This is a genomic window from Flavobacterium sp. DSP2-3-1, assembly GCF_049896865.1.
GTDB lineage: Bacteria > Bacteroidota > Bacteroidia > Flavobacteriales > Flavobacteriaceae > Flavobacterium.
Genome location: NZ_JAFCVD010000007.1, coordinates 1 through 26,905, shown reverse-complemented (window position 1 = coordinate 26,905; position 26,905 = coordinate 1). Strand labels below are relative to the sequence as shown.

At 34.5% G+C, this 26,905-nt stretch carries 23 protein-coding genes and 4 tRNA genes; 24 read left to right on the top strand and 3 right to left on the bottom strand.

Features of this window, described 5'->3' with window-relative positions; genetic code table 11:
* The first annotated feature begins 97 nt into the window (after window positions 1-97).
* The 4 genes from ACP7AT_RS09295 to ACP7AT_RS09280 all read left to right on the top strand — a co-directional run bounded on the left by ACP7AT_RS09295 (window position 98) and on the right by ACP7AT_RS09280 (window position 3,924).
* Complete coding sequence (locus tag ACP7AT_RS09295; RefSeq protein ID WP_426064054.1) at window positions 98-1,459, top strand: pyridoxal-phosphate dependent enzyme; 1,362 nt, start codon at window positions 98-100, stop codon at window positions 1,457-1,459.
* 289 nt (window positions 1,460-1,748) lie between these two features.
* Window positions 1,749-2,231 carry a 3'-5' exonuclease gene (locus ACP7AT_RS09290; protein WP_426064053.1) on the top strand — a complete coding sequence of 161 codons (483 nt, stop codon included), beginning with the start codon at window positions 1,749-1,751 and terminating at the stop codon, window positions 2,229-2,231.
* A gap of 129 nt (window positions 2,232-2,360) precedes the next feature.
* A complete protein-coding gene (locus ACP7AT_RS09285; RefSeq protein WP_426064052.1) occupies window positions 2,361-3,641 on the top strand; it encodes a DUF2851 family protein in 1,281 nt (426 codons plus the stop codon).
* Window positions 3,642-3,696: 55 nt separating this feature from the next.
* Entirely contained in the window at window positions 3,697-3,924 is a 228-nt protein-coding gene (locus tag ACP7AT_RS09280; RefSeq protein ID WP_091202338.1) for a PspC family transcriptional regulator, read from the top strand.
* Between the two features lie 75 nt (window positions 3,925-3,999).
* Here ACP7AT_RS09280 and ACP7AT_RS09275 read toward each other — a convergent pair whose 3' ends face one another.
* The gene (locus tag ACP7AT_RS09275) at window positions 4,000-5,451 is read right to left on the bottom strand and encodes an amino acid permease (RefSeq protein WP_426064051.1); all 1,452 of its coding nucleotides are present in this window, start codon (window positions 5,449-5,451) and stop codon (window positions 4,000-4,002) included.
* A gap of 255 nt (window positions 5,452-5,706) precedes the next feature.
* Between ACP7AT_RS09275 and ACP7AT_RS09270 the strand changes: the two genes are divergently transcribed.
* The 20 genes from ACP7AT_RS09270 (at window position 5,707) to ACP7AT_RS09175 (ending at window position 24,394) form a co-directional block, all read left to right on the top strand.
* Window positions 5,707-6,603, top strand: a complete 897-nt coding sequence (locus ACP7AT_RS09270; protein ID WP_426064050.1) for a helix-hairpin-helix domain-containing protein — start codon at window positions 5,707-5,709, stop codon at window positions 6,601-6,603.
* A 167-nt stretch (window positions 6,604-6,770) separates the two neighbouring features.
* Entirely contained in the window at window positions 6,771-7,940 is a 1,170-nt protein-coding gene (locus ACP7AT_RS09265; protein WP_426064049.1) for an acyl-CoA dehydrogenase family protein, read from the top strand.
* 324 nt (window positions 7,941-8,264) lie between these two features.
* Window positions 8,265-8,459, top strand: a complete 195-nt coding sequence (rpsU, locus tag ACP7AT_RS09260; RefSeq protein WP_035670421.1) for a 30S ribosomal protein S21 — start codon at window positions 8,265-8,267, stop codon at window positions 8,457-8,459.
* A gap of 67 nt (window positions 8,460-8,526) precedes the next feature.
* Entirely contained in the window at window positions 8,527-9,423 is an 897-nt protein-coding gene (locus tag ACP7AT_RS09255) for a tyrosine-type recombinase/integrase (protein WP_426064048.1), read from the top strand.
* Between the two features lie 30 nt (window positions 9,424-9,453).
* Entirely contained in the window at window positions 9,454-9,756 is a 303-nt protein-coding gene (hpf, locus tag ACP7AT_RS09250; protein ID WP_426064047.1) for a ribosome hibernation-promoting factor, HPF/YfiA family, read from the top strand.
* A 90-nt stretch (window positions 9,757-9,846) separates the two neighbouring features.
* Window positions 9,847-9,920: transfer RNA gene (locus ACP7AT_RS09245), tRNA-Thr, on the top strand.
* 33 nt (window positions 9,921-9,953) lie between these two features.
* Window positions 9,954-10,034: transfer RNA gene (locus ACP7AT_RS09240), tRNA-Tyr, on the top strand.
* Window positions 10,035-10,112: 78 nt separating this feature from the next.
* Window positions 10,113-10,184, top strand: a tRNA-Thr gene (locus ACP7AT_RS09235).
* A 54-nt stretch (window positions 10,185-10,238) separates the two neighbouring features.
* A complete protein-coding gene (gene tuf / locus ACP7AT_RS09230; protein WP_091202331.1) occupies window positions 10,239-11,426 on the top strand; it encodes an elongation factor Tu in 1,188 nt (395 codons plus the stop codon).
* Window positions 11,427-11,489: 63 nt separating this feature from the next.
* Window positions 11,490-11,560, top strand: a tRNA-Trp gene (locus tag ACP7AT_RS09225).
* Between the two features lie 17 nt (window positions 11,561-11,577).
* On the top strand, window positions 11,578-11,775 hold the full coding sequence (secE, locus tag ACP7AT_RS09220) for a preprotein translocase subunit SecE (protein WP_091202330.1): 198 nt from the start codon (window positions 11,578-11,580) through the stop codon (window positions 11,773-11,775).
* A gap of 10 nt (window positions 11,776-11,785) precedes the next feature.
* Complete coding sequence (nusG, locus tag ACP7AT_RS09215) at window positions 11,786-12,337, top strand: transcription termination/antitermination protein NusG (RefSeq protein ID WP_426064046.1); 552 nt, start codon at window positions 11,786-11,788, stop codon at window positions 12,335-12,337.
* A gap of 68 nt (window positions 12,338-12,405) precedes the next feature.
* Window positions 12,406-12,843, top strand: a complete 438-nt coding sequence (gene rplK, locus ACP7AT_RS09210) for a 50S ribosomal protein L11 (RefSeq protein ID WP_035639405.1) — start codon at window positions 12,406-12,408, stop codon at window positions 12,841-12,843.
* Between the two features lie 13 nt (window positions 12,844-12,856).
* Window positions 12,857-13,546 (top strand): 50S ribosomal protein L1, encoded by a 690-nt coding sequence (gene rplA / locus ACP7AT_RS09205; RefSeq protein WP_091202328.1) that lies wholly within the window; start codon window positions 12,857-12,859, stop codon window positions 13,544-13,546.
* 22 nt (window positions 13,547-13,568) lie between these two features.
* Window positions 13,569-14,081, top strand: coding sequence for a 50S ribosomal protein L10 (gene rplJ / locus ACP7AT_RS09200; RefSeq protein ID WP_426064045.1), 513 nt, complete (start codon window positions 13,569-13,571; stop codon window positions 14,079-14,081).
* Between the two features lie 90 nt (window positions 14,082-14,171).
* Window positions 14,172-14,540: a 50S ribosomal protein L7/L12 gene (rplL, locus tag ACP7AT_RS09195; protein WP_091202326.1), complete on the top strand. Its 369-nt coding sequence runs from the start codon at window positions 14,172-14,174 to the stop codon at window positions 14,538-14,540.
* Between the two features lie 276 nt (window positions 14,541-14,816).
* Complete coding sequence (gene rpoB, locus ACP7AT_RS09190) at window positions 14,817-18,629, top strand: DNA-directed RNA polymerase subunit beta (RefSeq protein WP_091202325.1); 3,813 nt, start codon at window positions 14,817-14,819, stop codon at window positions 18,627-18,629.
* 325 nt (window positions 18,630-18,954) lie between these two features.
* Complete coding sequence (gene rpoC, locus ACP7AT_RS09185; RefSeq protein WP_426064044.1) at window positions 18,955-23,268, top strand: DNA-directed RNA polymerase subunit beta'; 4,314 nt, start codon at window positions 18,955-18,957, stop codon at window positions 23,266-23,268.
* Window position 23,269: 1 nt separating this feature from the next.
* Entirely contained in the window at window positions 23,270-23,581 is a 312-nt protein-coding gene (locus ACP7AT_RS09180; protein WP_073354716.1) for a DUF3467 domain-containing protein, read from the top strand.
* Between the two features lie 450 nt (window positions 23,582-24,031).
* Entirely contained in the window at window positions 24,032-24,394 is a 363-nt protein-coding gene (locus tag ACP7AT_RS09175; protein WP_426064043.1) for a hypothetical protein, read from the top strand.
* A gap of 128 nt (window positions 24,395-24,522) precedes the next feature.
* Here the strand turns inward: ACP7AT_RS09175 and ACP7AT_RS09170 are convergent, their stop codons facing one another.
* Together ACP7AT_RS09170 and ACP7AT_RS09165 are read right to left on the bottom strand one after the other, a co-directional pair.
* Window positions 24,523-26,112, bottom strand: a complete 1,590-nt coding sequence (locus ACP7AT_RS09170) for a peptide chain release factor 3 (protein ID WP_426064228.1) — start codon at window positions 26,110-26,112, stop codon at window positions 24,523-24,525.
* A 327-nt stretch (window positions 26,113-26,439) separates the two neighbouring features.
* Window positions 26,440-26,598 carry a hypothetical protein gene (locus ACP7AT_RS09165; protein ID WP_426064042.1) on the bottom strand — a complete coding sequence of 53 codons (159 nt, stop codon included), beginning with the start codon at window positions 26,596-26,598 and terminating at the stop codon, window positions 26,440-26,442.
* Window positions 26,599-26,905: the final 307 nt, after the last annotated feature.

The window sequence follows — 26,905 nt, the reverse complement described above, 5'->3', positions numbered from 1 at the left end:
ACGAACGCAAAATCCCATAAAGAAGAATATTTTATAACAAAATACTATCTTTGCACCAGTATTTACAACAAAATCACAATCTTAAATTCATATTACAATGCGCTACGCAGAAAATATATTAGGCACAATCGGCAATACACCTTTAGTTAAACTCAATAAAGTAACTGCTGAAGTAGAGGCTTTGGTACTTGCAAAAGTCGAAACGTTCAATCCTGGAAATTCAGTAAAAGACAGGATGGCCGTAAAAATGATTGCAGATGCTGAAGCCGATGGACGCTTGAAACCAGGCGGCACAATCATCGAAGGGACTTCAGGCAATACTGGAATGGGATTGGCATTAGTAGCTATTATAAAAGGGTATAAACTGATTTGTGTAATTTCAGACAAACAGTCCAAAGAGAAAATGGATATTCTTCGTGCAGTTGGAGCAAAAGTTGTGGTATGTCCTACGGATGTAGAACCTACTGATCCAAGATCCTATTATTCTGTTTCTAGAAGATTAGCAGAAGAAACTCCTAATTCCTGGTATGTAAATCAGTACGATAATCCTTCAAATGCAATAGCGCATTATGAGCAAACGGGTCCCGAAATTTGGGAGCAAACAGGTGGTAAAATCACTCATTTTGTTGTTGGTGTAGGAACTGGAGGAACAATTTCCGGAGTGGCAAAATACTTGAAAGAGAAAAATCCAAGTATTAAAATTTGGGGAATTGATACGTATGGTTCTGTGTTTAAAAAATACCACGAAACAGGAATTTTTGACGAAAATGAAATCTATTCGTATATCACCGAAGGAATTGGAGAAGACATTCTTCCAAAAAATGTTGACTTTTCATTAATTGATGGCTTTACAAAAGTAACCGATAAAGATGCTGCAGTGTACACCAGAAAAATTGCGCTTGAAGAAGGAATATTTGTTGGGAATTCTGCTGGAGCAGCAATAAAAGGATTGTTACAGCTTAAAGAACATTTCAAACCCGAAGATGTTGTTGTGGTACTTTTTCATGATTCAGGAAGTCGTTATGTGGGCAAAATGTTTAATGATGACTGGATGCGGGAACGTGGTTTTCTGGAAGAAGAAATCACAAAGGCCGAAGATGTTATTAAGGATCATATCGATAAACCATTAATTGTGGTGCGTACTGAAGAGTTGGTTTCTCATGCTATTGAAAGAATGCGTAAATACAAGATTTCTCAAATTCCGGTAATTGATATCACTGGATTTGTAGGTTCTGTTGATGAAAGTGATTTGTTTCAAAGTTACGTGGCTGACAAAGATGTAGCCGATAAACCTATTAAGGAAATTATGGGGAAACCTTTCCCAATAGTGAAACACGGAACTCCTATCGAAGAAGTTTCTAAATTATTCTCGAAAGAAAATGAAGCTGTTTTAGTGGAATTAGAAAATGGAAGTCACCATATTATTACCAAATATGATATTATTGGTTCAATAAAATAAGCTTAAAACACGGATTTATTGCTATATATACTCCTGCAAGGTTTTTCGAACCTTGCAGGTTTTTTTTTAATGCAGTTTAATAATATTATTTTTTAGGAAATTGTAATTTGTAAACGTTGTTGCTGAAGTAGAAGTTTTAAAACCTAAAAGTTTACAAGAGGAAATGAAAAGAAAGCTGCCGAATGCGTTGAACTTGTATAATTGATAGTATTTTTGTAGATCTAATATAAAAATTGCTGCACGAGCCAAGAGGGCGAACTGGCGAATCAATCCCAAATCTGAAATAAAATTGACCTTTACTGCTATAGATTTTGAAACGGCAATAGAATATCATCCCTGTTCCGTAGGTATTGTTACCGTTGAAAACGGAATAATTACAGATGAGTTTGTCAGCTTGATTAAACCTCCAAACAATTTATATTCGCCCTTTACCATTCAAGTGCATGGTATATATCCTCGCGATACCGTGAATGCAAAATCATTTGCCCAAGTGTATCCCGAAATTCAAAAAAGACTTCGAAATAAAGTAGTAGTAGCCCACAATGAAAACTTTGATAGGAATGTTTTGGCGAAATCAATGGCGCTTTATAATTTAGATTACGCTGATTTGAATATCGCATCTCGATGGGAATGCACCTTGAAAATTTACAGAGCCAAAGGATTAAAACCAACCAAATTGAGTGATTGCTGTCGGGAAATGAATATCGCATTAAATCACCATGAAGCTTTATCGGATGCTCGGGCTTGCGCCAAATTATATTTGATGAAATAAAATCACGATTATTTTACTAATTATCATAATGTAATTTGTTTTCTACATGAAATCGATGTTTCATTTTTAATTTAAATAATTTGCTATTTCTTTTTTTACTACATTAGTATTCAATCTAATATGGTTAATATGAAAGAAGTTTTCCTTCATTATCTGTGGAAATTCAAGAAGTTTGATACCTTGAATTTGAAAACCTTCAATGGGGAGGAAATCACAATTATCAATGTTGGACAATATTTAGAACTTGCCGGACCTGACTTTTTTAATGCCCAAATAACTATTGGTAATCAAAAATGGGCAGGAAATGTAGAAATTCATCTTAAATCTTCAGACTGGTATGTGCATCATCACGAAAGAGATGAAGCCTATAAAAATGTGATTCTTCATGTGGTGTGGGAACACGATACGGAAATTTTTAGAAAAAACAATATTGAAATTCCCGTTTTGGAATTGAAGAAATACGTTGATAAAAGTACCGTGGAGAACTACCAATCTTTAATGGCTCCAAAATCGTGGATTTTTTGTGAAAAGCAAATTCAGGAAATTGAGGAATTTGTGTTTAAAAATTGGCAGGAACGTCTATTTTTTGAACGCTTAGAAAGAAAATCCAAGCTGATATTTGATTTACTGGAACAAACGAATCACGATTGGGAAGCGTTGTTGTTTTGTCTTTTGGCCAAAAATTTCGGATTAAATACTAACGGTGAAATCTTTTTTAAAATTGCCCAAACTATTCCTTTTCCTGTCATAAGAAAAGAAAGTTTTGAGGTTGAAAATTTAGAAGCTTTGATTTTTGGAACTGCTGGATTATTGGATTCTGAAAAGGAAGATAATTATTTTAAGGATTTAAAATTCAGGTATTTTTATTTGCTGCATAAATATCAATTCGATAAGCCATATGTGGAACCTGTTCAATTTTTTAAGCATCGTCCGGATAATTTCCCAACGATCAGGCTCTCGCAATTGGCTAATTTATACAATAGCCAACAGAATTTATTTTCGAGAATCAACACGTTAAATTCTTTGAAAAGCTGTTATAATTTGTTTCAGGTATCAGCTTCTGAATATTGGCTCAATCATTATCAATTTGATAAAGAAAGTCCGAAAAAAAAGAAATCGCTTTCTAAATCTTTCATCGATTTGATTGTTATAAATACCATAATTCCGCTACAATTCGCTTTTGCAAAAAGTCAGGGAAAAGAAATTTCTGATGATTTAATTCGTCTCTTAAATGAAGTTGCACCTGAAAAAAATGCTATTATTGATAAGTTTAATTCTTTCGGAATTGTTTCAAAAAGTGCTTTTGACACACAGTCATTACTACAACTCAAGAATGAATATTGTAGCAAAAGTAAATGTTTAGAGTGTGGTGTTGGGGTAGAATTGTTGAAAAAACAATTAGTGGTTTAGCAAAGGCGTCAATTATATAATTTTGTAATTTTGCACATAACGAATAATTAATAAAATGTCAGCGATTATAAAACTCAAGTTTTTTTTTGAAAAACACGGTTTTCATGTTTCCTCCCGTTTAGCGGATACTTTAGGAATGCGTGCCAGTAGTGTGCGACTTTTTTTTATTTATTTATCATTTGCCACCGCTGGATTGTGGTTTGCCGTTTATTTAACGCTGGCTTTCTGGATACGATTAAAGGATTTGATTCGGGCAAAACGGACTTCGGTTTTTGATTTATAAATGCATTCAAATTAAAAAAGGGATTATAAAGTATTTCATTTACTTTATAATCCCTTTTTTACTTATGATATCAATCTACTTCTCAGGATTGTTCAACTTACTTTTTTTCTTTCCGTAAATAAAATAGATAATAACACCTAATGCCATCCATAATACTAATCGGATCCAACTTTCATAAGGAAGCGAATACATCAAGTACAGACAAACCAAAACACCGGCTACAGGTACATAAGGCACAAAGGGCGTTTTGAAAGCTCTAGGGGCATCTGGCATTTTTTTTCTCATTACCAAAATACCAATACACACTAATACAAAAGCTAATAAGGTTCCGATACTTACCATGTGTCCTAAATCACTTACGGGAACTAAACCGGCAAATAAACTGACAAAAACCATAAAGAAAAGATTTGTTTTCCATGGAGTTCTGAATTTCTTGTGAATTTCACTAAAGAAAGGGGGTAATAAACCATCATTACTCATGGTGTAAAAAACACGACTTTGTCCCATCAACATCACCAACATTACGGAAGTATATCCGGCTAAAATAGCAACAATTAGTCCAGTTTGAAGAAAATCATAACCTGTTACAGCAAAAGCAGTCGCAGCTGGTTTTGCATCGTTAGCAAATTTATAATAAGGCACAAGTCCAGTCATAACGTGAGCAAACAGCACGTACAAGATTGTACATATAACGAGTGATCCTAAGATTCCAATCGGCATTCCTTTTTGAGGATTTTTTGCTTCTTGTGCTGCTGTTGAAACAGCATCAAAACCAATAAAAGCAAAGAATACGGTTCCCGCTCCTGCTGCAATTCCAGACCATCCAAACTCCCCTTTAACTCCTGTGTTTTGCGGAATGTATGGAGCGTAATTTGCCGGGTCAATAAATTGCCATCCAACAATTATAAAAATAATAACAACTATAACTTTCAGAATTACTAAAACATTATTGATAGATGCTGATTCTTTAGTTCCTCTAATTAATAACAAGGAAAGTAGCGAAACAATTAACACTGCGGGAAGGTTAAAATACCCACCGTTAATCACCGTACCGTCACCTAATGTTAAAGTTTCCCACGGAGAACAAATAAAATTAGGATTAAGATGAACGCCATATTTGCTTAATAACTCAAGGAGGTAACGTGACCAACTAACACCCACAGTTGCTGCTCCCAAGGCATATTCTAAGACTAGATCCCAACCTATAATCCACGCCATGAATTCTCCCATAGTGGCGTAAGAGTAAGTGTATGCACTACCTGCAACAGGTATCATAGAGGCAAATTCTGCATAGCATAATCCAGCAAAGGCACACCCTATAGCAGCCAATATAAAAGATAGCGTTACCGCCGGTCCTGCATGCTCTGCCGCTGCAATTCCTGTTAACGAAAATAATCCTGCTCCAATAATTGCTCCAACTCCAAGTGCGACAAGAGAGCCTGACGATAATGTTCTTTTTAATCCTTTTTCAGATTCTGATGCTTCATTTAGCAATACCGAAAGGGGTTTAGTTTTCCAAATTGACATGGGTTATATGGTTTTGTTTGTTATTAAGCTCCAAATGTATTGTTTTTTATAAAAAATAAAAACAATAATTGAATTTTAAGTTGCAAAAAGTGATGCATTGCCTTTTTTTTTTTTGATTTCGTATATTTTTTTTTGATTTGACTTATCTAAAGTATTTATTATCAATTGGAATCTTTTAATTTGTAGAGTGATTTATCTCAATTTTATTTATAATTTTAGGTATATTATTTTAACGATCAAATAAATCAGCAGAATATGAGTTTCAAAATGATTCAAACTTATTTTAAGTTCACAAAGGAACAGCGCACAAGTATTTTCTTGTTGTTTCTAATTATCGTCGTTTTGCAACTGATTTATTTCTTTATTGATTTTAGCACCGTGAGTAAAGAATATCCTGAAAAACAAAAATGGCTTTCACTACAAACTGAGATGGATTCCATTAAAATTGACTCTAAAAACAGCAAACCAAAATTAAACCTTTTCAACCCGAATTTTATAACGGATTATAAAGGGTATAAATTAGGAATGTCAATTCAAGAGATAGATCGTTTGCTGGCTTTCAGAAGAGAAAATAAATATGTCAACTCACCCGAAGAATTTCAAAATGTGACTAAAATCTCCGATTCCTTATTGAATTTGATTTCGCCTTATTTTAAATTTCCGGATTGGATAAATAATAAAAAACAGAATCGTACAATTAAAGAATACGAAGCGTATCAAAATGAGGCTTTCGTTAAAAAAGAAAGAATTATCATTATTGATATCAATCAGGCGACAAAAGAAGATTTAGTCAAAATTTACGGAATTGGCGAAGCTATTTCTGTTCGTATTTTGAAACAAAAAGAAACTTTAGGAGGATTTGTTTCGATGGAACAAATGCAGGATATTTGGGGATTATCACCTGAAGTAATTGAAAATTTAATAACGCATTTTAAAGTTTTGGCAGTACCACGATTTAAAAAAATAGAGGTCAATAACGCTTCGTTGAGGGAGCTTTCACAGTTTCATTATTTTAGACACGCGTTGGCTAAGGAAATCGTAACGTACAGGAGTATGAACGGAAATATTAAGAATATTGAGGATTTAACAAAAATTAAGGGATTTCCTGTTGATAAAGCAAATATAATTGGCTTATATTTGGACTTTAATTAGAAGTATCAAATTTAAAGCTATGGAAAGTAGTATTGTTTTTCATTTTTAAATAGATGCATTACTTTTTTATTCACTAATTATTTTAACCGTTAAAAAAAACAAAAACTGAAACATCACCGCATCATTATGTTTCAATTAATACCATTTGTTAAAAAAATATACAATATATGAATTCAATTTATTTCACTGAAGAACACCAAGCATTTAGAGAAAGTTTAAAAGACTTTTTGCAGAAAGAAGTTGTTCCGCATATAGAAAAATGGGAAAAAACAGGTACGATAGACCGTTTTATTTGGGAGAAATTTGGCGAGATGGGGTATTTTGGTCTTGCATATCCAGAGGCTTATGGCGGTCTGGATCTAGATTTATTTTACACTGTTATTTTTCTCGAAGAATTACAAAAAATTAAGTCGTCAGGTTTTGCTGCTGCAATGTGGGCTCATGCATATTTAGCAATGACCCATTTGAATGCAGAAGGTGACGAAAGAATAAAACAAGACTACTTAATACCAAGTATCGCGGGAAAAAAAATAGGTGCTTTATGTATTTCAGAGCCTTTTGGAGGTAGTGATGTTGCGGGGATGCGCACTAATGCCGTCAAAAAAGGAAATAAATATATTATTAATGGTTCCAAAACATTTATTACAAACGGTGTTTATGCAGACTATTATATTGTTGCTGCAAAAACTAGTCCTGAACTTGGGAATAAAGGGATCAGCATATTTTTAATGGATACCAGTTTGAAAGGTATATCGGCTGTCAAGTTAGATAAATTAGGTTGGAGAGCATCCGATACAGCTGAAATCGCATTTGATAACGTAGAGATTCCAGCAGAAAACTTAATGGGTGAAGAGGGGAAGGGATTTCCTTATATCATGCAGCATTTTGCTTTGGAGCGTTTAATTATGGCGATAAACGCGCATGCTAGAGGAGAATATGCGATAGATTATACAATAGATTACATGTCTCATAGAGAAGCTTTCGGAAAAAAAATCAGTAAGTATCAAGCATTGAGACATACGCTTGTTGAGCATGCAACGGAGGTAGAACATTGTAAGGTTTTTAACTACGCCGCAGTCGCTCGTTTAGACAAAGGAGAATACGTTGTAAAGGAGGCGACTATGGCTAAGCTAAAATCTACTAAAGTTGCAGATGAGGCTATTTATAGCTGTTTACAAATGTTAGGTGGTTATGGTTACATGGAGGAGTATCCATTAGCACGTTTGTTTAGAGACAGTCGTTTAGGACCAATAGGCGGAGGAACTTCAGAAATTCTTAAAGAGATTTTAGGAAAAATGATTATTGATAATCAGAATTACGAGCCTGCAGTAAAGTAGTTTGGCCTTAAAACAATTATATCAAAAGCGAATAAGTTTTTCGTAACATGATGCTTTAGGCTCAATAAAGTGGGTTTTAATAAAGAAAAAAAAGAGTCAATTTATTTTTTGACTCTTTTTTTGTGCCGAAAATAGTAGTGGAAATCCTTTACAGGTGCGTCGCTACGGAAAAGATTGCAGCGAATGCCTGAGAGTAAATGAAAACGTAATCGTGTTACGGAATTGATGTTTTGCAAGCACGTTCAAAATAAATTAGCAATTCATAACTAAAAATTCAAAAATTTATCTACTTTTGCATACTTAAAGAAAGGGGGTGTCTATATTATGTTAATTATACCAATTAAAGACGGAGAAAATATCGATAGAGCGTTAAAACGTTACAAAAGAAAATTTGATAAAACAGGAACTGTACGTCAATTAAGAGCACGTACTGCTTTTATTAAGCCTTCAGTTACTAATAGAATCAAAATTCAAAAAGCGGCTTATATCCAAAATATGAGAGATAACTTAGAAAGTTAGTCGATTCCATTAAATAAAAAACCGTTAGTCATCAAAATTTTATAACTTTGATGCTAACGGTTTTTTTATGTCTACAAATAAAGATGCATTTCGAGATTATCTCTGCTTAGAGAAAAAATATTCCTCACATACAATAACGGCGTATTGTAAAGATATTAATTCTTTTGAATCGTTTAATAAGCTCCATTTTGATCAGGAAAATATTGATCAGGTTCATTACGGTCAAATTAGAAATTGGATAGTTTCATTAGTTGATGATTCAGTATCCAATGTTTCGGTGAATAGAAAGATAGCTTCCTTAAAAGCGTTTTACAAGTTTCTATTAAAAACGAAACAAATACGAGTTAGTCCGCTTTTAAAACATAAAGCGCTCAAAACTCCCAAGGTTATACAAATTCCTTTTTCTGAAAAGGAAGTGCTGGCAGTTCTGGATCAAATACAAAATACAATAGGATTTGAAGAGGTCAGGAATAAGCTTATTATTGATTTATTTTACACGACAGGAATGCGAAGAGCTGAATTGATTAATCTTCAAATAGCAAATATTAATTTATCGAGTGGTACTATAAAAGTGTTGGGGAAGCGAAACAAAGAGCGCATTCTTCCTGTTTTATCAATAATTACAGATCAGTTTTCATTATACTTATATGAAAGAACTTTACTGTCGGATATTGTTGATAATAATTATTTTTTTCTTACCAAAAAAGGGTTAAAATTAAATGATTCTTTTGTGTATCGATTAATAAATTCTAACTTTAGTGTTGTTTCTGAAAAAGTAAAAAAGAGTCCTCATATACTGAGGCATACTTTTGCGACACATTTATTAAATAATGGAGCAGATTTAAATTCAGTTAAAGAATTATTAGGGCATTCCAGTCTCGCGTCTACTCAGGTTTATACTCATAGTAGTTTGTCAGAACTTAAAAATGTGCACAAAGATGCCCATCCCAGAGGGCAGAAGTGATATAATGTGTAACAATTAAAAAAGGTGATTATGAAGGTAAGTGTTCATGCAGTTAACTTTACTGTTGACAAAAAGCTAGTAGATTTTGTTCAAGAAAGAATGGACAAGTTAGAAAAGTACTATGACAAAGTCGTGTCAGCGGATGTTTTTTTGAAAGTTGAAAAGACAAGTGATAAAGAGAATAAAATTGCGGAAGTGAAAATTAATGTCCCCGGAGATGATTTTTTAGTAAAAAAGCAGTGTAAAACTTTTGAAGAGGCTTTGGAACTTTCGGCAGAATCTTTAGAACGAATGTTGTTAAAAAGAAAAGAAAAGATAAGTTCTCATGTTTAATGTAAATTTTTTCAAAAAAATGTTTTGATTGAGAGATAAAATCTCTACATTTGCAGTCCGTTAGAAATAGCGGACTTTTTTTATTGATTCGCCAGCGTAGCTCAGTTGGCTAGAGCAGCTGATTTGTAATCAGCAGGTCGTGGGTTCGAGTCCCTCCGCCGGCTCAAGACTGTAAAGGTTTGATGATAGAAAAAGTAGGGGAGATACTCAAGCGGCCAACGAGGGCAGACTGTAAATCTGCTGTGTGAACTTCGCAGGTTCGAATCCTGCTCTCCCCACTAGTACTCTCTTAATTGTTGAATTATATTTTTAAATTAATTTAAAATTCAACATTTATAGTTTAAACGGAATTCTCTGCCGGTGTAGCTCAGGGGTAGAGTGCTTCCTTGGTAAGGAAGAGGTCTCGGGTTCAATTCCCGACATTGGCTCAAGTAAGTAGGAAATAGAAATTAATATATAACTAAGATTAAAAATTAAGTAAAATGGCAAAGGAAACCTTTAACCGTAACAAGCCCCACTTAAACATTGGTACAATTGGGCACGTGGATCACGGAAAAACTACATTAACAGCAGCAATCACTAAAGTATTATCTGATGCTGGTTACTGTCAAGCAAAATCATTTGATCAAATTGATAATGCACCTGAAGAAAAAGAAAGAGGTATTACAATTAACACATCTCACGTTGAGTACGAAACTGCAAACCGTCATTACGCTCACGTTGACTGTCCTGGTCACGCGGATTACGTAAAAAACATGGTTACTGGTGCTGCTCAAATGGACGGTGCTATTCTTGTTGTAGCTGCTACTGATGGGCCAATGCCACAGACACGTGAACACATTCTTTTAGGTCGCCAAGTAGGTATTCCTAGAATGGTAGTATTCATGAATAAAGTGGATATGGTTGATGACGAAGAATTATTGGAACTTGTTGAAATGGAAATCAGAGACTTATTGTCTTTCTATGAATATGATGGAGATAATTGTCCAGTTATTCAAGGGTCTGCTCTTGGAGGATTGAATAGTGATCCAACTTGGGTACCAAAAATTATTGAATTAATGGCCGCTTGTGATTCATGGATTGAAGAACCAATTCGTGATACAGCAAAACCATTTTTGATGCCGGTTGAAGATGTATTTACAATTACTGGTCGTGGAACTGTTGCTACAGGTCGTATCGAGACTGGAATTGCTAATACAGGTGATGCTGTTGAAATCATTGGTATGGGAGCTGAAAAATTGACTTCTACTATTACTGGAGTTGAGATGTTCCGTAAAATTCTTGATAGAGGTGAAGCAGGAGATAACGTAGGTTTATTGTTACGTGGTGTTGATAAAGAATCTATCAAAAGAGGAATGGTTATCATTAAGCCAGGTTCAGTTAAGCCACACGCTACTTTCAAAGCTGAGGTATATATCTTGAAAAAAGAAGAAGGTGGTCGTCATACGCCATTTCATAATAACTACCGTCCACAGTTTTACGTACGTACAACTGACGTAACAGGAGTTATTACTTTACCAGAAGGTGTAGAGATGGTAATGCCAGGAGATAACTTAACTATCAATGTTGCTTTGTTAAGCCCAATCGCAATGAGCGTTGGTTTACGTTTCGCTATCCGTGAAGGTGGTAGAACTGTAGGTGCTGGACAAGTAACTGAGATTGTAGGATAATATCTCAAAAAATATATAAAGCCAGTTGATTTTCATAACTGAAATATCGCTGGCTTTTAACTAACGGGCGTAGTTCAAGGGTAGAATAGCGGTCTCCAAAACCGTTGATGGGGGTTCGAATCCCTCCGCCCGTGCAAAAAAATAAATCATAATGACAAAAGTTGTTAATTACTTATCGGAAGCATTTGAGGAATTAAAGTCAAATGTAACTTGGCCTGCTTGGCCTGAGGTGCAACGTCTAACGATTGTTGTTGCTGTTTTTTCAGTATTATTCGCCTTGGCAACATGGGGTGTAGATGAAATTTTCGCAAAAGCTTTAGCTGGATTTTTTAACTGGATAAAAGCTTAATCTTTTTATTATGGCAGATAATAATGTTAAAAAGTGGTATGTCGTTAGGGCAGTAAGTGGACAAGAGAATAAAGTGAAAGCATACATCGAAACTGAAATCGCAAGATTAGGGATGGAAGATTACGTTTCGCAGGTTTTAGTTCCTACTGAAAAAGTCGTTACTGTGAAAGAAGGAAAAAAAATCGTAAAAGATAAAGTTTATTTTCCTGGTTATGTTATGATTGAAGCGAATCTTATTGGTGAAATACCGCACATTATCAAGTCTATAACAAGTGTTATTGGTTTTTTAGGTGAAATAAAAGGTGGAGAGCCTGTTCCTTTGAGAATTTCTGAAGTAAACAGAATGTTAGGTAAAGTTGATGAGTTGGCTGTAAATACAGACACTCGTTCAATCCCTTTCAATATCGGTGAGACGATTAAGGTTGTTGATGGGCCCTTTAATGGATTTAACGGTACTGTTGAAAAAATTAATGAAGAAAAGCGTAAGCTAGAAGTAATGGTCAAGATTTTCGGAAGAAAAACACCGTTAGAGTTGAGTTTTATGCAAGTTGAAAAAGTATAATTTTTTGTTACATCTATAATATCCATTACAATCGCTTCCACTGATTGTAGTGTTAAATTTTTTAAAAAATGGCTAAAGAAATTAGTAAGGTAGTTAAACTACAAGTTAAGGGAGGTGCTGCGAATCCGTCGCCACCGGTTGGACCTGCTTTAGGAGCTGCTGGGGTAAACATCATGGAATTCTGTAAGCAATTTAATGCTAGAACTCAAGATAAACCCGGCAAAATATGCCCAGTACAAATAACTGTGTATAAAGACAAATCATTTGATTTTGTTGTAAAAACTCCTCCAGCTGCTGTCCAGTTATTGGAAGCTGCAAAGCTAAAGTCAGGATCAGGTGAACCAAATCGTAAAAAAGTAGCAAGCGTTACTTGGGACGTTATCAAAGCAATTGCTGAAGATAAAATGGTAGATTTAAATGCATTCACAATCGAATCTGCTATGAGCATGATTGCTGGAACCGCTAGGTCTATGGGTATAACTGTATCAGGAGATTCTCCTTTTTAATTAAGAGAAAGACATGGCAAAATTGACAAAAAAGCAAAAAGAGGCTGCTTCAAAAATTGAAAAGAACAAACTATATTCTCTGAAAGATGCTGCGGCATTAATAAAAGTAGTTGCTTCTGCAAAATTTGATGAGTCTGTTGATATCGCAGTACGTTTGGGTGTAGATCCAAGAAAAGCGAATCAAATGGTTAGAGGTGTGGTAACATTACCTCACGGAACTGGTAAAGACGTTAAAGTGTTAGCATTAGTTACTCCAGATAAAGAAGCGGAAGCTTTAGCAGCTGGTGCAGACTATGTAGGTCTTGACGATTATTTGCAAAAAATTAAAGACGGTTGGACAGATGTTGATGTTATCATCACTATGCCTTCTGTTATGGGTAAATTAGGTCCATTAGGTCGTATATTAGGACCTAGAGGTTTAATGCCAAACCCTAAAACAGGTACTGTAACTATGGATGTTGCAAAAGCTGTTCAAGAGGTTAAAGCTGGTAAAATTGACTTTAAAGTTGATAAAACTGGTATTGTGCATGCAGGAATTGGTAAAATTTCTTTTGGAATCGAGCAAATCGTTGACAATGCGCACGAAATTATTCAAACATTAATCAAACTTAAGCCAACTGCTGCTAAAGGAACATACATAAAAAGTATTTACCTAACGAGCACTATGAGTCCTGCAATTGCATTGGATCCTAAAGCAGTATAATTGGTAGTTAAAAATTTTTAGTATGACTAGAGAAGAAAAATCAATCGCGATTGAAGTTTTAACTGCACAGTTAGCTGGTACAAACATTGTTTATGTATCTGATATTTCTGGAATGAATGCAGAATCAACTTCAAACTTGAGAAGAGCTTGCTTTAAAGCAGGTATAAAATTAGAAGTAGTTAAAAATACCTTGCTTTCAAAAGCTATGGAAGCTTCAGCTAATGATTATGGAGATTTACCTTCAGTTTTGACGGGTAATAGCGCTATATTCATTTCTGAGATAGCAAACGCTCCTGGTAAAATTATCAAGGATTTCAGAAAAAAATCAGCTAAACCTGTATTAAAAGGAGCTTATATTAACTCTGAAATTTATATTGGAGATGATCAATTAGATGCATTAGCAACTATCAAATCTAAAGAAGAGCTTATCGGCGAACTTATTGGATTATTGCAGTCACCAGCACAAAGAGTTATTTCTGCTCTACAAAACCAATTCGCAAAAAGCGAAGAGGCTACGGAAGAAGTAGAAGCATAATAGAAATAGAGTTTTACTCTAATTTTATTTAAAAAACGCGCACAATAAATAAATTATATTTTTACAAATCATTTTAAAACGATAGAAAAAATGGCAGATTTGAAACAATTCGCAGAACAATTAGTTAACCTAACAGTAAAAGAAGTTAACGAATTAGCAACAATATTAAAAGATGAGTACGGAATCGAACCAGCTGCTGCAGCTGTAGTAGTTTCAGGTGGTGGTGAAGCTGCTGCTGAAGAAGTTCAAACAGAATTTACAGTTGTATTGAAAGAAGCTGGTTCTTCTAAATTAGCAGTTGTAAAATTAGTGAAAGAACTTACAGGTTTAGGTTTGAAAGAAGCTAAAGATGTAGTTGATAGCGCACCGAGCAATGTTAAAGAAGGTGTTTCTAAAGAAGAAGCTGAAGGGCTTAAAAAATCTTTAGAAGAAGCTGGAGCTGTTGTTGAACTAAAATAGTTAAACTCAGTTTAAAGAATAAGGTTTAGGTCTTGGGTTTAGTCACCCAATGACCTAAACCATTTTTCGTATAACAAAAGTCTACCTTGTATACTTACATAGTAGTCTTTGAAAACAGTTTTATTTTACCCATTACGAGGAAAAAAAATTAACAGATAATAAGAAAGTAGTTATCTTAAATTGGTTTTTAAAGATGTAATGGTAGTAAAAGAAAAGTATAAATAAATCCATATTTGTACAAAAAAATTACTTTTTTAATCAAAATTTTGTCCATAGATGATAACAAATCAGACTGAAAGATTGAATTTTGCCTCAACAAAAAATATTCCTGATTATCCAGATTTTCTTGATGTTCAGGTTAAATCGTTTAAAGATTTTTTTCAATTAGAAACCAAATCTGACGAAAGAGGCGACGAAGGGCTTTACAATACCTTCATGGAAAATTTCCCAATTACCGATACAAGAAATAACTTTGTATTAGAATTCCTTGATTATTTTGTAGATCCACCACGTTATACAATTCAAGAATGTATAGAAAGAGGTTTAACATATAGTGTGCCTTTAAAAGCAAGGCTAAAATTATATTGTACAGATCCAGAACATGAGGATTTTGAAACTATTGTTCAAGATGTTTATCTTGGTACAATTCCTTATATGACACCAAGTGGTACATTTGTTATTAATGGTGCTGAGCGTGTAGTTGTTTCTCAATTACACAGATCTCCAGGTGTTTTCTTTGGTCAATCATTCCATGCAAATGGTACAAAATTGTATTCTGCCAGAGTAATTCCTTTTAAAGGTTCTTGGATAGAATTTTCTACCGATATTAATAGCGTAATGTATGCTTATATCGATAGAAAGAAAAAATTACCGGTTACTACTCTTTTTAGAGCAATTGGTTTTGAAAGAGATAAAGATATTCTAGAAATTTTTGATCTTGCTGAAGAAATTAAAGTCTCTAAGACAGGTCTTAAAAAATATATCGGTAGAAAATTAGCTGCTCGTGTATTGAATACATGGCATGAAGATTTTGTGGATGAAGATACTGGTGAAGTAGTTTCTATCGAACGTAACGAAATAATCCTTGATAGAGATACTATTATCGACAAAGATAATGTGGAAGAAATCATTGATTCTAACGTTAAATCTATTTTGTTGCATAAAGAAGATGCTAATCAAGGTGATTATGCGATCATTCACAATACGCTACAAAAAGATCCAACAAACTCTGAAAAAGAGGCTGTTGAACATATCTACAGACAACTGCGTAACGCTGAACCGCCTGATGAAGAAACAGCTCGTGGGATCATTGATAAATTATTTTTCTCTGATCAACGTTACAACTTAGGTGAAGTAGGTCGTTACAGAATAAATAAAAAATTAGGGTTGGATACTCCAATGGAAAAGCAAGTCTTGACCAAAGAAGATATCATAACCATTGTGAAATATTTGATTGAATTGATCAACTCTAAAGCAGAGATTGATGATATTGATCACTTATCAAACCGTCGTGTTAGAACAGTTGGAGAACAATTGTCTCAGCAGTTTGGTGTTGGTTTAGCGCGTATGGCAAGAACTATTCGCGAGAGAATGAACGTTAGAGATAACGAGGTGTTTACGCCAATAGATTTGATTAATGCAAAAACATTGTCATCTGTTATCAACTCTTTCTTTGGAACAAACCAGTTGTCTCAATTTATGGATCAAACGAATCCACTTGCTGAGATTACGCACAAAAGAAGATTATCTGCACTAGGACCAGGTGGACTTTCGAGAGAAAGAGCAGGATTTGAGGTACGTGACGTTCACTATACGCATTACGGACGCTTATGTCCAATTGAAACTCCAGAGGGACCAAATATTGGTTTGATTTCATCTCTTGGTGTTTATGCTAAAGTAAACGGAATGGGTTTCATTGAAACACCTTATCGTAAAGTAACTAACGGAACTGTAGATTTAGTTTCTACTCCGGTATACTTAAGCGCAGAAGAAGAAGAGGGAATGATGATTGCTCAAGCAAACATCCAAATGGATGCTACTGGAAAAATTACTGCCGAAGACGTAATTGCGCGTCAAGAAGGTGATTTCCCGGTAATTGAACCAACACGTGTAGATTACACTGATGTTGCTCCAAATCAAATTGCTTCTATCTCGGCTTCATTGATTCCTTTCTTGGAGCATGATGATGCGAATAGAGCATTGATGGGATCTAACATGATGCGTCAGGCCGTACCATTAATTCGTCCTGAAGCTCCAATTGTTGGAACTGGTTTAGAGCGTCAAGTAGCATCTGATTCTAGAGTATTGATTAATGCTGAAGGAGATGGAGTTATAGAGTATGTAGACGCAAATATCATCACTATCAAATACGATCGTTCTGAAGAAGAAAGAATGGTGAGTTTTGAGCCAGATGAGAAAACATACAATCTAATTAAATTTAGAAAAACCAATCAAGGTACAAGTATCAACCTTAAACCTATCGTAAGAAAAGGGGATAGAGTAGTTCCTGGTCAAGTATTATCAGAAGGGTATGCGACTCAAAATGGTGAATTGGCTTTAGGTAGAAACCTAAAAGTTGCCTTTATGCCATGGAAAGGATACAACTTCGAGGATGCGATTGTAATTTCTGAAAAAGTAGTTCGTGACGATATTTTTACTTCTATTCACGTGGATGATTATTCATTAGAAGTTAGAGATACTAAGTTAGGTAACGAAGAATTAACGAACGACATACCGAACGTTTCTGAAGAAGCTACCAAAGATCTAGATGAAAATGGTATGATTAGAATTGGAGCCGAGGTAAAACCTGGGGACATTCTGATCGGAAAAATCACTCCAAAAGGGGAATCAGATCCTACTCCGGAAGAGAAATTGCTTCGTGCAATCTTTGGGGATAAAGCAGGTGATGTAAAAGATGCTTCATTAAAAGCTTCTCCTTCTTTACATGGTGTTGTTTTAGACAAAAAATTGTTCGCAAGAGCGGTTAAAGATAAACGTAAACGTACTCAGGATAAGGATGCTTTAGGGGCACTTGAAATGGAGTTTGAAGTTAAATTTGTTGAATTAAAAGACAAATTAGTAGAGAAACTGTTCTTGATCGTAAACGGAAAAACATCTCAAGGTGTAATGAATGATTTGGGTGAGGAAGTTTTACCAAAAGGTAAAAAATACACTCAAAAAATGCTATATGCTGTTGAAGATTTTGCTCATTTAAGTAAAGGTCAATGGGTTGCAGATGACGCAGCTAATAAAATGGTTAATGATTTGATTCATAACTATAAAATTAAATTGAACGATTTACAAGGTGCATTACGTAGAGAGAAATTCACTATTACTGTTGGAGATGAATTGCCAGCAGGAATCTTGAAATTAGCGAAAGTATATATTGCTAAAAAGCGTAAACTGAAAGTTGGGGATAAAATGGCGGGACGTCACGGTAACAAAGGTATCGTTGCTCGTATCGTTCGTCATGAAGACATGCCTTTCCTTGAAGATGGAACGCCAGTTGATATCGTGTTGAACCCGTTAGGTGTACCTTCACGTATGAACATTGGACAAATTTATGAAACGGTACTTGGTTGGGCTGGACAAAACTTGGGTAGAAAATTTGCTACACCAATTTTTGATGGAGCAACTTTAGATCAAATTAATGAATTGACTGATGAAGCTGGAATACCACGTTTTGGACATACATATTTATATGATGGTGGTACAGGAGAGCGTTTCCATCAAGCGGCAACAGTAGGAGTTATCTACATGTTGAAACTTGGTCACATGGTTGACGATAAAATGCACGCACGTTCTATAGGTCCATACTCATTGATTACACAACAACCACTTGGAGGTAAAGCTCAATTTGGAGGTCAGCGTTTTGGTGAGATGGAGGTTTGGGCACTTGAAGCTTATGGAGCATCAAGTACGCTAAGAGAAATCTTGACTGTGAAGTCAGATGATGTTATCGGTAGAGCAAAAACTTACGAAGCAATCGTTAAGGGTGAATCTATGCCGGAACCAGGATTACCGGAATCATTCAATGTATTAATGCATGAATTGAAAGGTCTTGGACTTGACATTCGTTTAGAAGAATAGAAGTTTAGTAGTCAGTGTTCAGTATTTAGTAATCAGTGTTAAACTGAACACTAAATTCTGAATACTGAACACTTTTTTAAAAGAGTTTTTAGGATTTATACCCGTAAACCGTTCCGATTTTTTACCAAGACCTAATAGGTTTTGTAAATAGCACTTCAAAATTTTTATTTGAAGTTTAGAGAAGTAATTCGAGGTCATGTTTAAGTCAAAAGGTTGAAAGTCTAAAGTCTAAAGTCATCCGTGGCTTTAAAAACTTTATGACATTTGACTTTAAGACTGAAATAAAATTAATTTTTTAATTGCAAATAAATCAATAGTAAAAGCTATGATGAATAATAGAAATAATAACAATAAAGATAAAAACCCTATAAAAAGGTTTAATAAAATCTCAATAGGACTTGCTTCTCCTGAATCGATTTTGAAAGAATCAAGAGGTGAAGTATTGAAACCTGAAACTATTAACTACAGAACGCACAAACCGGAGCGTGATGGACTTTTCTGTGAACGTATTTTCGGACCAGTAAAAGATTTTGAATGTGCTTGTGGCAAATACAAAAGAATTCGTTACAAAGGAATCATCTGTGACCGTTGTGGTGTTGAAGTTACTGAGAAAAAAGTACGTAGAGACAGAGTAGGTCACATCAATCTTGTTGTACCAATTGCTCATATTTGGTATTTCCGTTCTCTTCCTAACAAAATTGGTTATATCCTGGGTCTTCCATCTAAGAAATTAGATATGATTATTTACTACGAAAGATACGTAGTAATCCAAGCTGGTATTGCTAAAAATGCAGAAGGGGAGTCATTACAAAGATTAGACTTTTTGACAGAAGAAGAATATTTAAATATTTTAGATACGCTTCCTGCTGACAATCAGTATCTTGATGATTTTGATCCTAATAAATTTGTTGCCAAAATGGGAGCAGAGTGTATTATGGATTTATTGGCAAGAATTGATCTTGATGCATTGTCTTATCAATTGAGACACAATGCTAACAATGAAACGTCTAAACAACGTAAAACTGAAGCGCTGAAAAGATTGCAAGTTGTTGAATCTTTCCGTGAGTCTAACTTGAACCGTGAGAATCGTCCGGAATGGATGATTATGAAAGTGGTACCGGTTATTCCACCAGAATTACGTCCGCTTGTGCCACTTGATGGAGGTCGTTTTGCAACTTCAGATTTAAATGATTTATACCGTCGTGTAATTATACGTAACAACCGTTTGAAAAGATTAATGGAGATCAAAGCTCCAGAAGTTATCTTAAGAAATGAGAAACGTATGTTGCAGGAATCTGTAGATTCACTTTTCGATAATACGCGTAAAGCTTCTGCAGTAAAAACAGAATCTAACAGACCATTAAAATCTTTATCTGATTCCCTTAAAGGTAAACAAGGACGTTTCCGTCAAAATTTACTTGGAAAACGTGTGGATTATTCTGCTCGTTCTGTAATTGTTGTTGGACCTGAATTGAAATTATCTGAATGTGGTATCCCAAAAGATATGGCAGCAGAATTATACAAACCTTTCGTTATCCGTAAATTGATAGAAAGAGGAATCGTAAAAACTGTAAAATCAGCTAAAAAAATAATAGATAAGAAAGAGCCAGTAGTTTGGGATATCCTTGAAAATGTAATCAAAGGGCATCCAATATTACTGAATCGTGCTCCTACTTTGCACAGATTAGGTATTCAAGCTTTCCAACCAAAATTAATTGAAGGAAAAGCAATCCAATTGCACCCTTTAGTTTGTACTGCATTTAATGCGGATTTTGATGGGGATCAGATGGCAGTTCACTTGCCTTTAGGACCAGAAGCTATTTTGGAAGCACAACTATTAATGTTGGGTTCTCACAATATTCTGAATCCTGCAAATGGTGCTCCAATCACGGTACCTTCTCAGGATATGGTTTTGGGTCTATATTATATGACCAAAGAACGTTTGTCAACTCCTGAGCTTAAGATTTTAGGAGAAGGAATCACTTTTTATTCTGCTGAAGAAGTAAATATTGCTTTGAATGAAGGTAGATTAGAATTGAATGCTTCTGTAAAAATTAGAGCAAAACATTTTAATGAAGCTGGTGATTTAGTTTACCAGATTATTAAAACAACTGCAGGTCGTGTATTATTTAATGAAGTAGTACCGGAAGCAGCTGGATATATCAATGATGTATTGACTAAGAAAAACCTTAGAGATATTATCGGACACGTTTTAAGCGCTACCGATGTACCTACAACTGCGGCTTTCTTGGATAATATGAAAGACATGGGTTATAAATTTGCTTTCAAAGGTGGATTGTCATTCTCTCTTGGTGATATTAGAATTCCAGATCAAAAACCTAAATTAATTGCAGACGCCAGAGAACAAGTTCAAGGTATTTCTGCGAATTATAACATGGGTCTTATTACCAATAACGAACGTTACAACCAAGTTATTGATGTATGGACTTCAGCAAATGCTCAATTGACAGAGTTAGCAATGAAAAACATTAGAGAAGACCAACAAGGTTTCAACTCAGTGTATATGATGCTTGATTCTGGAGCAAGGGGTTCCAAAGAACAAATTCGTCAGTTAACCGGTATGCGTGGTTTGATGGCTAAGCCAAAAAAATCTACTGCTGGTGGTGGTGAAATTATTGAAAACCCAATTCTTTCTAACTTTAAAGAAGGTCTTTCTATCCTTGAGTACTTTATTTCTACTCACGGAGCTCGTAAAGGTCTTGCCGATACGGCTTTGAAAACGGCCGATGCAGGATATTTAACAAGAAGATTGCATGATGTATCTCAAGATGTTATCGTTAATATCGATGATTGTGGTACACTTAGAGGTGTTGAAGTATCGGCATTGAAAAAGAATGAGGAAATAGTTGAAACTTTAGGAGAAAGAATTTTAGGACGTGTAGTTCTACAAGATTTAGTTAATCCTTTGAACAGTGAAATTATAATTCGTTCCGGGGAGCAAATCACAGAAGTTATAATGAAAGCAATTGATGCTTCTCCTATCGAAAAAGTAGAAGTTCGTTCTCCGTTAACTTGTGAAGCGTTAAAAGGTATTTGTGCAAAATGTTACGGTAGAAATTTAGCTACTGGTAAAATGACACAAAGAGGTGAAGCAGTTGGTGTAATTGCAGCACAATCTATTGGAGAGCCTGGAACACAGTTGACATTACGTACATTCCACGTTGGTGGGGTTGCGGGTGGTATTTCTGAAGAATCTAGTATTGTTACCAAATTTAATGGTAAACTGGAAATTGAAGATTTAAAAACAGTAAAAGGAGAAGATAGTGAAGGTAATGCAGTTGATATTGTAGTATCTCGTTCTACTGAGTTGAAATTAATCGATGAAAGAACAGGTATCTTATTAAGTACTAATAACATTCCTTACGGTTCTAGTATCTTCGTTAAAGACGGACAATCTGTAGTTAAAGGAGATGTGATTTGTAAATGGGATCCTTATAATGGAGTTATCGTTTCTGAATTTACCGGTAAAATTGCTTACGAAGAATTAGAACAAGGTCAATCATTCATGGTCGAAATTGATGAGCAAACTGGTTTCCAAGAAAAAGTAATTTCTGAATCCAGAGCTAAAAAATTAATTCCAACTTTATTGGTTTACGGTAAAGACAATGAATTGATTCGTTCTTATAACTTACCAGTTGGAGCCCACTTGATGGTTGAAAACGGTGAGAAAATTAAAGCAGGTAAAGTATTGGTAAAAATCCCGCGTCGTTCTTCTAAATCAGGAGATATTACTGGAGGTTTACCAAGAATTACAGAGTTGTTAGAAGCTCGTAATCCTTCAAACCCAGCTGTTGTTTCTGAAATTGATGGTGTCGTTTCTTTTGGAAAAATCAAAAGAGGTAACCGTGAGATTGTTATCGAATCTAAATTTGGTGATGTTAGAAAATACTTGGTTAAATTATCAAGCCAAATTCTAGTTCAGGAAAATGACTTCGTAAGAGCAGGGGTGCCTTTATCTGACGGTGCAATTACTCCGGATGATATTTTAAGAATTCAAGGACCAGCAGCTGTTCAACAGTATTTGGTAAATGAAATTCAAGAAGTATACCGTTTACAAGGGGTAAAAATCAACGACAAACACTTTGAAGTAGTAATACGTCAAATGATGCGTAAAGTAAGAGTACAAGATCCAGGCGATACTTTATTCTTAGAAGATCAATTGATTCATACTAAAGATTTTATTGTTCAAAATGATAAATTATACGGTATGAAAGTGGTTGAAGATGCTGGAGATTCTAGTGCATTAAAAGAAGGACAAATTATTACGCCTCGTGAGTTGCGTGATGAAAATTCTTTATTGAAACGTACAGATAAAAATCTTGTCGTGGCTCGTGATGTTGTTACTGCAACAGCAACACCAGTTTTACAAGGTATTACAAGAGCGTCGCTTCAAACTAAATCGTTTATTTCTGCTGCATCTTTCCAAGAAACCACTAAAGTATTGAATGAAGCTGCTGTTGCAGGTAAAATCGATTACCTAGAAGGATTGAAAGAGAATGTAATTGTAGGACATAGAATCCCTGCCGGAACGGGTATGAGAGAATATGACAATACAATTGTAGGTTCGAAAGAAGATTACAATGACATGATGGCTAACAAAGAAGAATATATTTATTAAGATGAGTAATTCTAATCAACAACAAGAGCAGATTAATATTGAGTTGGATGAAAAAATTGCAGAAGGAATTTATTCCAACTTAGCAATAATTAATCACTCATCATCAGAGTTTGTTTTAGATTTTGTAAGTATCATGCCAGGTATTCCTAAAGCAAAGGTGAAATCAAGAATCGTCTTGACGCCGCAACATGCTAAAAGATTGCTAAAAGCAATTGGAGAAAATATTCATCGTTTTGAAGTCGCTCATGGCGAAATAAAAGACACTGAACAAGCTCCGATTCCGCTTAATTTTGGTCCTGCGGGACAAGCATAATATTTTTAAAAGGCTCCAGAAATGGAGCCTTTTTTATTGATAAGCTACACTTGAATGAGACAAATTGTTGATGCTTTTCAATTTTTTAAAATTTGACACACCCGTTATTCGAAATGATTTTTCAACTTTATACAAATTAAATATAAGTTTGTACATCCTTTTTAATTTAGCACTTACCAATAAGTGTTAAATTAACTATTGTACTATTCATTCAGTTAATACTTAGATATTGCCCGGGTTCTCCCCATATCGTACCGCTCTAAATTTCGGTGTTTATGTAGTGTGACAACATTAATTCACTACTAAATCTTCGGTGTAAACAACAAATTTGTACTTTAAACGATTATAATGGCGCTTCATCGAAAATATTTTTAGATGGCTTATGAATAATATACTTTCGCACTCGAAATAGATAAATAAATTCTATTTACACTATAAAAACGAAACGTAATGAAATATTTTTCTTTAAAAGCAAATAAGAAGGTCGCATTGAATGGCTTCATGTTATTTGTTTTTATCTTAGTATCTAATACTTTTACTTTTGCACAAACTACGAAAAATCTAGCTGATATAAACACAATTGAAGTAACAGATAGTGCTACCAGACAGGATAATGTTTCAGCAGTTTCTACTTCAAATACTATGAACTTTGTATTATGGTTTATGGGTTCTAAACAAGATCCAAACAGTACAATATATTCTGAAGGAACAAATACCAAAAAACAAGTTATTACTTCAGGAACAGCACCAAATCGTTTGTTAATCAAAGCTTTTTTGAAAAAAGCAGTGAACTTGGAGAGTATGGTCGCTTAATGCAAATCCATTTTTTAAAGACATAAAAAAAACGCTAATTTTTAAGTTAGCGTTTTTTTTGTGCAGTTTTTTTACTTTAATTTTAAAAAAACATATTATCATCCAAAAATTATTTTTTTTACTTAAAACTATTCAAATTCCGAAGTAAAATATAATTTCACATTTGGATATTTATTTTGCGTCATTTGAATCGTGAAATCAGAATCAGCTAAAAATACTAATTGTCCGTATTTATCATGCGCCAAGAATTTTTGTTTGATTCTTCTAAATTCTTTAAATTCTTCACTTTTTAGATCGTTTGGTTTTACCCAACATGCTTTATGCACGGGAAAGTTTTCATAGGTACATTTGGCGCCATATTCATGTTCTAAACGATATTGGATAACCTCATATTGAAGTGCACCAACTGTTCCAATGATTTTTCTGTTGTTCATTTCCAAAGTGAATAATTGCGCCACACCTTCATCCATCAACTGATCAATTCCTTTGTCCAGTTGTTTGGCCTTCATTGGATCTGCGTTATTAATATATCGGAAATGTTCCGGTGAGAAACTTGGAATTCCTTTGAAACTCATGATTTCTCCTTCCGTTAACGTATCCCCGATTTTGAAATTTCCAGTGTCATGTAAACCAACAATATCACCAGGATAGGAGATGTCAACGATTTCTTTCTTTTCAGCAAAGAAAGCATTTGGACTGGAGAATTTTAAATTCTTTTTTTGACGTACGTGATAATAAGGTTTATTTCTTTCAAAAGTTCCAGATACAATTTTTATGAAAGCGAGACGGTCTCTGTGTTTTGGATCCATATTAGCATGGATTTTAAAAACAAATCCAGTCATTTTTTCTTCCTTAGGATCTACTAGTCGTGTTTCAGAATCTTTTGGTCTTGGTGAAGGGGCAATTTGAACAAAACAATCCAATAATTCTCTAACTCCAAAATTATTTAAAGCAGAACCAAAAAATACAGGTTGTAGTTTTCCGTCCAAATAATCCTGACGATCAAATTTTGGATATACTTCATCTATCAGTTCTAATTCTTCACGTAATCTGTCAGCAGGTTTTTGACCAATAATTTTCTCTAATTCTGGATTTTCAACATCAGAGAAAGCAATTGTTTCTTCAATATTTTTACGGCTGTCGCCACTAAATAAGTTGATATTTTGTTCCCATAAATTATAAATTCCTTGAAAATCATAACCCATTCCTATCGGGAAACTTAGCGGAGTGACCTTTAAACCCAGTTTTTGTTCCACTTCATCCATCAAGTCAAAAGCGTCTTTTCCTTCTCGGTCTAATTTATTGATGAATACAATAATAGGAATTTTTCGCATCCTACAAACGGCCACCAATTTCTCTGTTTGTTCCTCAACACCTTTGGCAACGTCAATTACAACTATAACACTATCAACAGCAGTCAAAGTTCTAAAAGTATCTTCGGCAAAATCCTTGTGTCCCGGAGTATCGAGAATGTTTATTTTCTTGTCTTTATAATTAAACGCTAAAACCGAAGTAGAAACCGAAATTCCTCTTTGGCGTTCAATTTCCATAAAGTCACTGGTAGCGCCTTTTTTTATTTTGTTGTTTTTTACAGCACCTGCTTCCTGAATTGCACCACCAAAAAGGAGGAGTTTTTCAGTAAGTGTTGTTTTTCCGGCATCAGGATGTGAGATAATCCCGAAAGTTCTTCTGCGTTGTATTTCTTCTAAAAAGCCCATATTTGTATAAATAGTTTGCAAAAGTACTATTTATAAACGCCATTTGAAAAAATTGTACAGTCTAAATGGAGTATGCGAGTTTTGTCAATTGAATTCTGTTAATTTAAGTCAAGCATCGAATGTCCAAATTTAAAACTAGAGAAAAAACGTAAGCCTATCTTTACAGACAGTTTTAATAATGTTATCGGATTACCTATTGATTGACTAAAAAGAATATCCGTTTGGTTTACACTAAATTTTTACCCGTTTTTCTGCTTGATTTGTTTGCAACCAAATTGAATTTACAATGAATTCTTTGATTTTAGCATCGAACCAATTCGTTTGAATCTATCTTTCTTGAAATGATAAGGAATTGTTAATGTAAAACATTAAAACAAGGTTTTCATTATTCCCATTTCTGCGAACAATATTTTTATCGGAATCGCTACACAAAATTGATGTTTTCCCGATAGCTTCATTACTATGAATCCGGATTAGATTGTTCATTTTTGTTTTGTTCAGCCATCCTTCGCAGTGCGATAAAATAGTGTTGGATATCCTTCATATGTCAAGATATAAACTTAAGCTAAATCTTTTTCCCATCATATCATCATGTAAACGCTTAAGATTATTAGCATCAAAGGCATCATTCATTTACTAGATTCAATTAACTAATGCAACTTTTAGGGTGTATGTAAAGACATTTTTTCAAAAGAAAGGACTTTTAAAAAGCCCTCTCTCTCGAATGGAATAAATGTTCTTTATTTGCTCCTGACCAAAGTTGTAAATAATGAGCCACTTAACCAGCGAACAA

What these genes read in the sequence shown, in the direction of transcription:
- tuf (WP_091202331.1), top strand. Translation starts at nt 10,239, where the DNA reads ATGGCAAAGGAAACCTTTAACCGTAACAAGCCCCACTTAAACATTGGT.
- rplA (WP_091202328.1), top strand. Translation starts at nt 12,857, where the DNA reads ATGGCAAAATTGACAAAAAAGCAAAAAGAGGCTGCTTCAAAAATTGAA.
- rplL (WP_091202326.1), top strand. Translation starts at nt 14,172, where the DNA reads ATGGCAGATTTGAAACAATTCGCAGAACAATTAGTTAACCTAACAGTA.
- ACP7AT_RS09175 (WP_426064043.1), top strand. Translation starts at nt 24,032, where the DNA reads ATGAAATATTTTTCTTTAAAAGCAAATAAGAAGGTCGCATTGAATGGC.
- ACP7AT_RS09275 (WP_426064051.1), bottom strand. Translation starts at nt 5,451, where the DNA reads ATGTCAATTTGGAAAACTAAACCCCTTTCGGTATTGCTAAATGAAGCA.
- secE (WP_091202330.1), top strand. Translation starts at nt 11,578, where the DNA reads ATGACAAAAGTTGTTAATTACTTATCGGAAGCATTTGAGGAATTAAAG.
- rplK (WP_035639405.1), top strand. Translation starts at nt 12,406, where the DNA reads ATGGCTAAAGAAATTAGTAAGGTAGTTAAACTACAAGTTAAGGGAGGT.
- ACP7AT_RS09170 (WP_426064228.1), bottom strand. Translation starts at nt 26,112, where the DNA reads ATGGGCTTTTTAGAAGAAATACAACGCAGAAGAACTTTCGGGATTATC.
- hpf (WP_426064047.1), top strand. Translation starts at nt 9,454, where the DNA reads ATGAAGGTAAGTGTTCATGCAGTTAACTTTACTGTTGACAAAAAGCTA.
- rpsU (WP_035670421.1), top strand. Translation starts at nt 8,265, where the DNA reads ATGTTAATTATACCAATTAAAGACGGAGAAAATATCGATAGAGCGTTA.
- ACP7AT_RS09270 (WP_426064050.1), top strand. Translation starts at nt 5,707, where the DNA reads ATGAGTTTCAAAATGATTCAAACTTATTTTAAGTTCACAAAGGAACAG.
- ACP7AT_RS09255 (WP_426064048.1), top strand. Translation starts at nt 8,527, where the DNA reads ATGTCTACAAATAAAGATGCATTTCGAGATTATCTCTGCTTAGAGAAA.
- ACP7AT_RS09265 (WP_426064049.1), top strand. Translation starts at nt 6,771, where the DNA reads ATGAATTCAATTTATTTCACTGAAGAACACCAAGCATTTAGAGAAAGT.
- ACP7AT_RS09180 (WP_073354716.1), top strand. Translation starts at nt 23,270, where the DNA reads ATGAGTAATTCTAATCAACAACAAGAGCAGATTAATATTGAGTTGGAT.
- ACP7AT_RS09295 (WP_426064054.1), top strand. Translation starts at nt 98, where the DNA reads ATGCGCTACGCAGAAAATATATTAGGCACAATCGGCAATACACCTTTA.
- nusG (WP_426064046.1), top strand. Translation starts at nt 11,786, where the DNA reads ATGGCAGATAATAATGTTAAAAAGTGGTATGTCGTTAGGGCAGTAAGT.
- ACP7AT_RS09165 (WP_426064042.1), bottom strand. Translation starts at nt 26,598, where the DNA reads ATGAACAATCTAATCCGGATTCATAGTAATGAAGCTATCGGGAAAACA.
- rplJ (WP_426064045.1), top strand. Translation starts at nt 13,569, where the DNA reads ATGACTAGAGAAGAAAAATCAATCGCGATTGAAGTTTTAACTGCACAG.
- rpoB (WP_091202325.1), top strand. Translation starts at nt 14,817, where the DNA reads ATGATAACAAATCAGACTGAAAGATTGAATTTTGCCTCAACAAAAAAT.
- rpoC (WP_426064044.1), top strand. Translation starts at nt 18,955, where the DNA reads ATGATGAATAATAGAAATAATAACAATAAAGATAAAAACCCTATAAAA.
- ACP7AT_RS09285 (WP_426064052.1), top strand. Translation starts at nt 2,361, where the DNA reads ATGAAAGAAGTTTTCCTTCATTATCTGTGGAAATTCAAGAAGTTTGAT.
- ACP7AT_RS09280 (WP_091202338.1), top strand. Translation starts at nt 3,697, where the DNA reads ATGTCAGCGATTATAAAACTCAAGTTTTTTTTTGAAAAACACGGTTTT.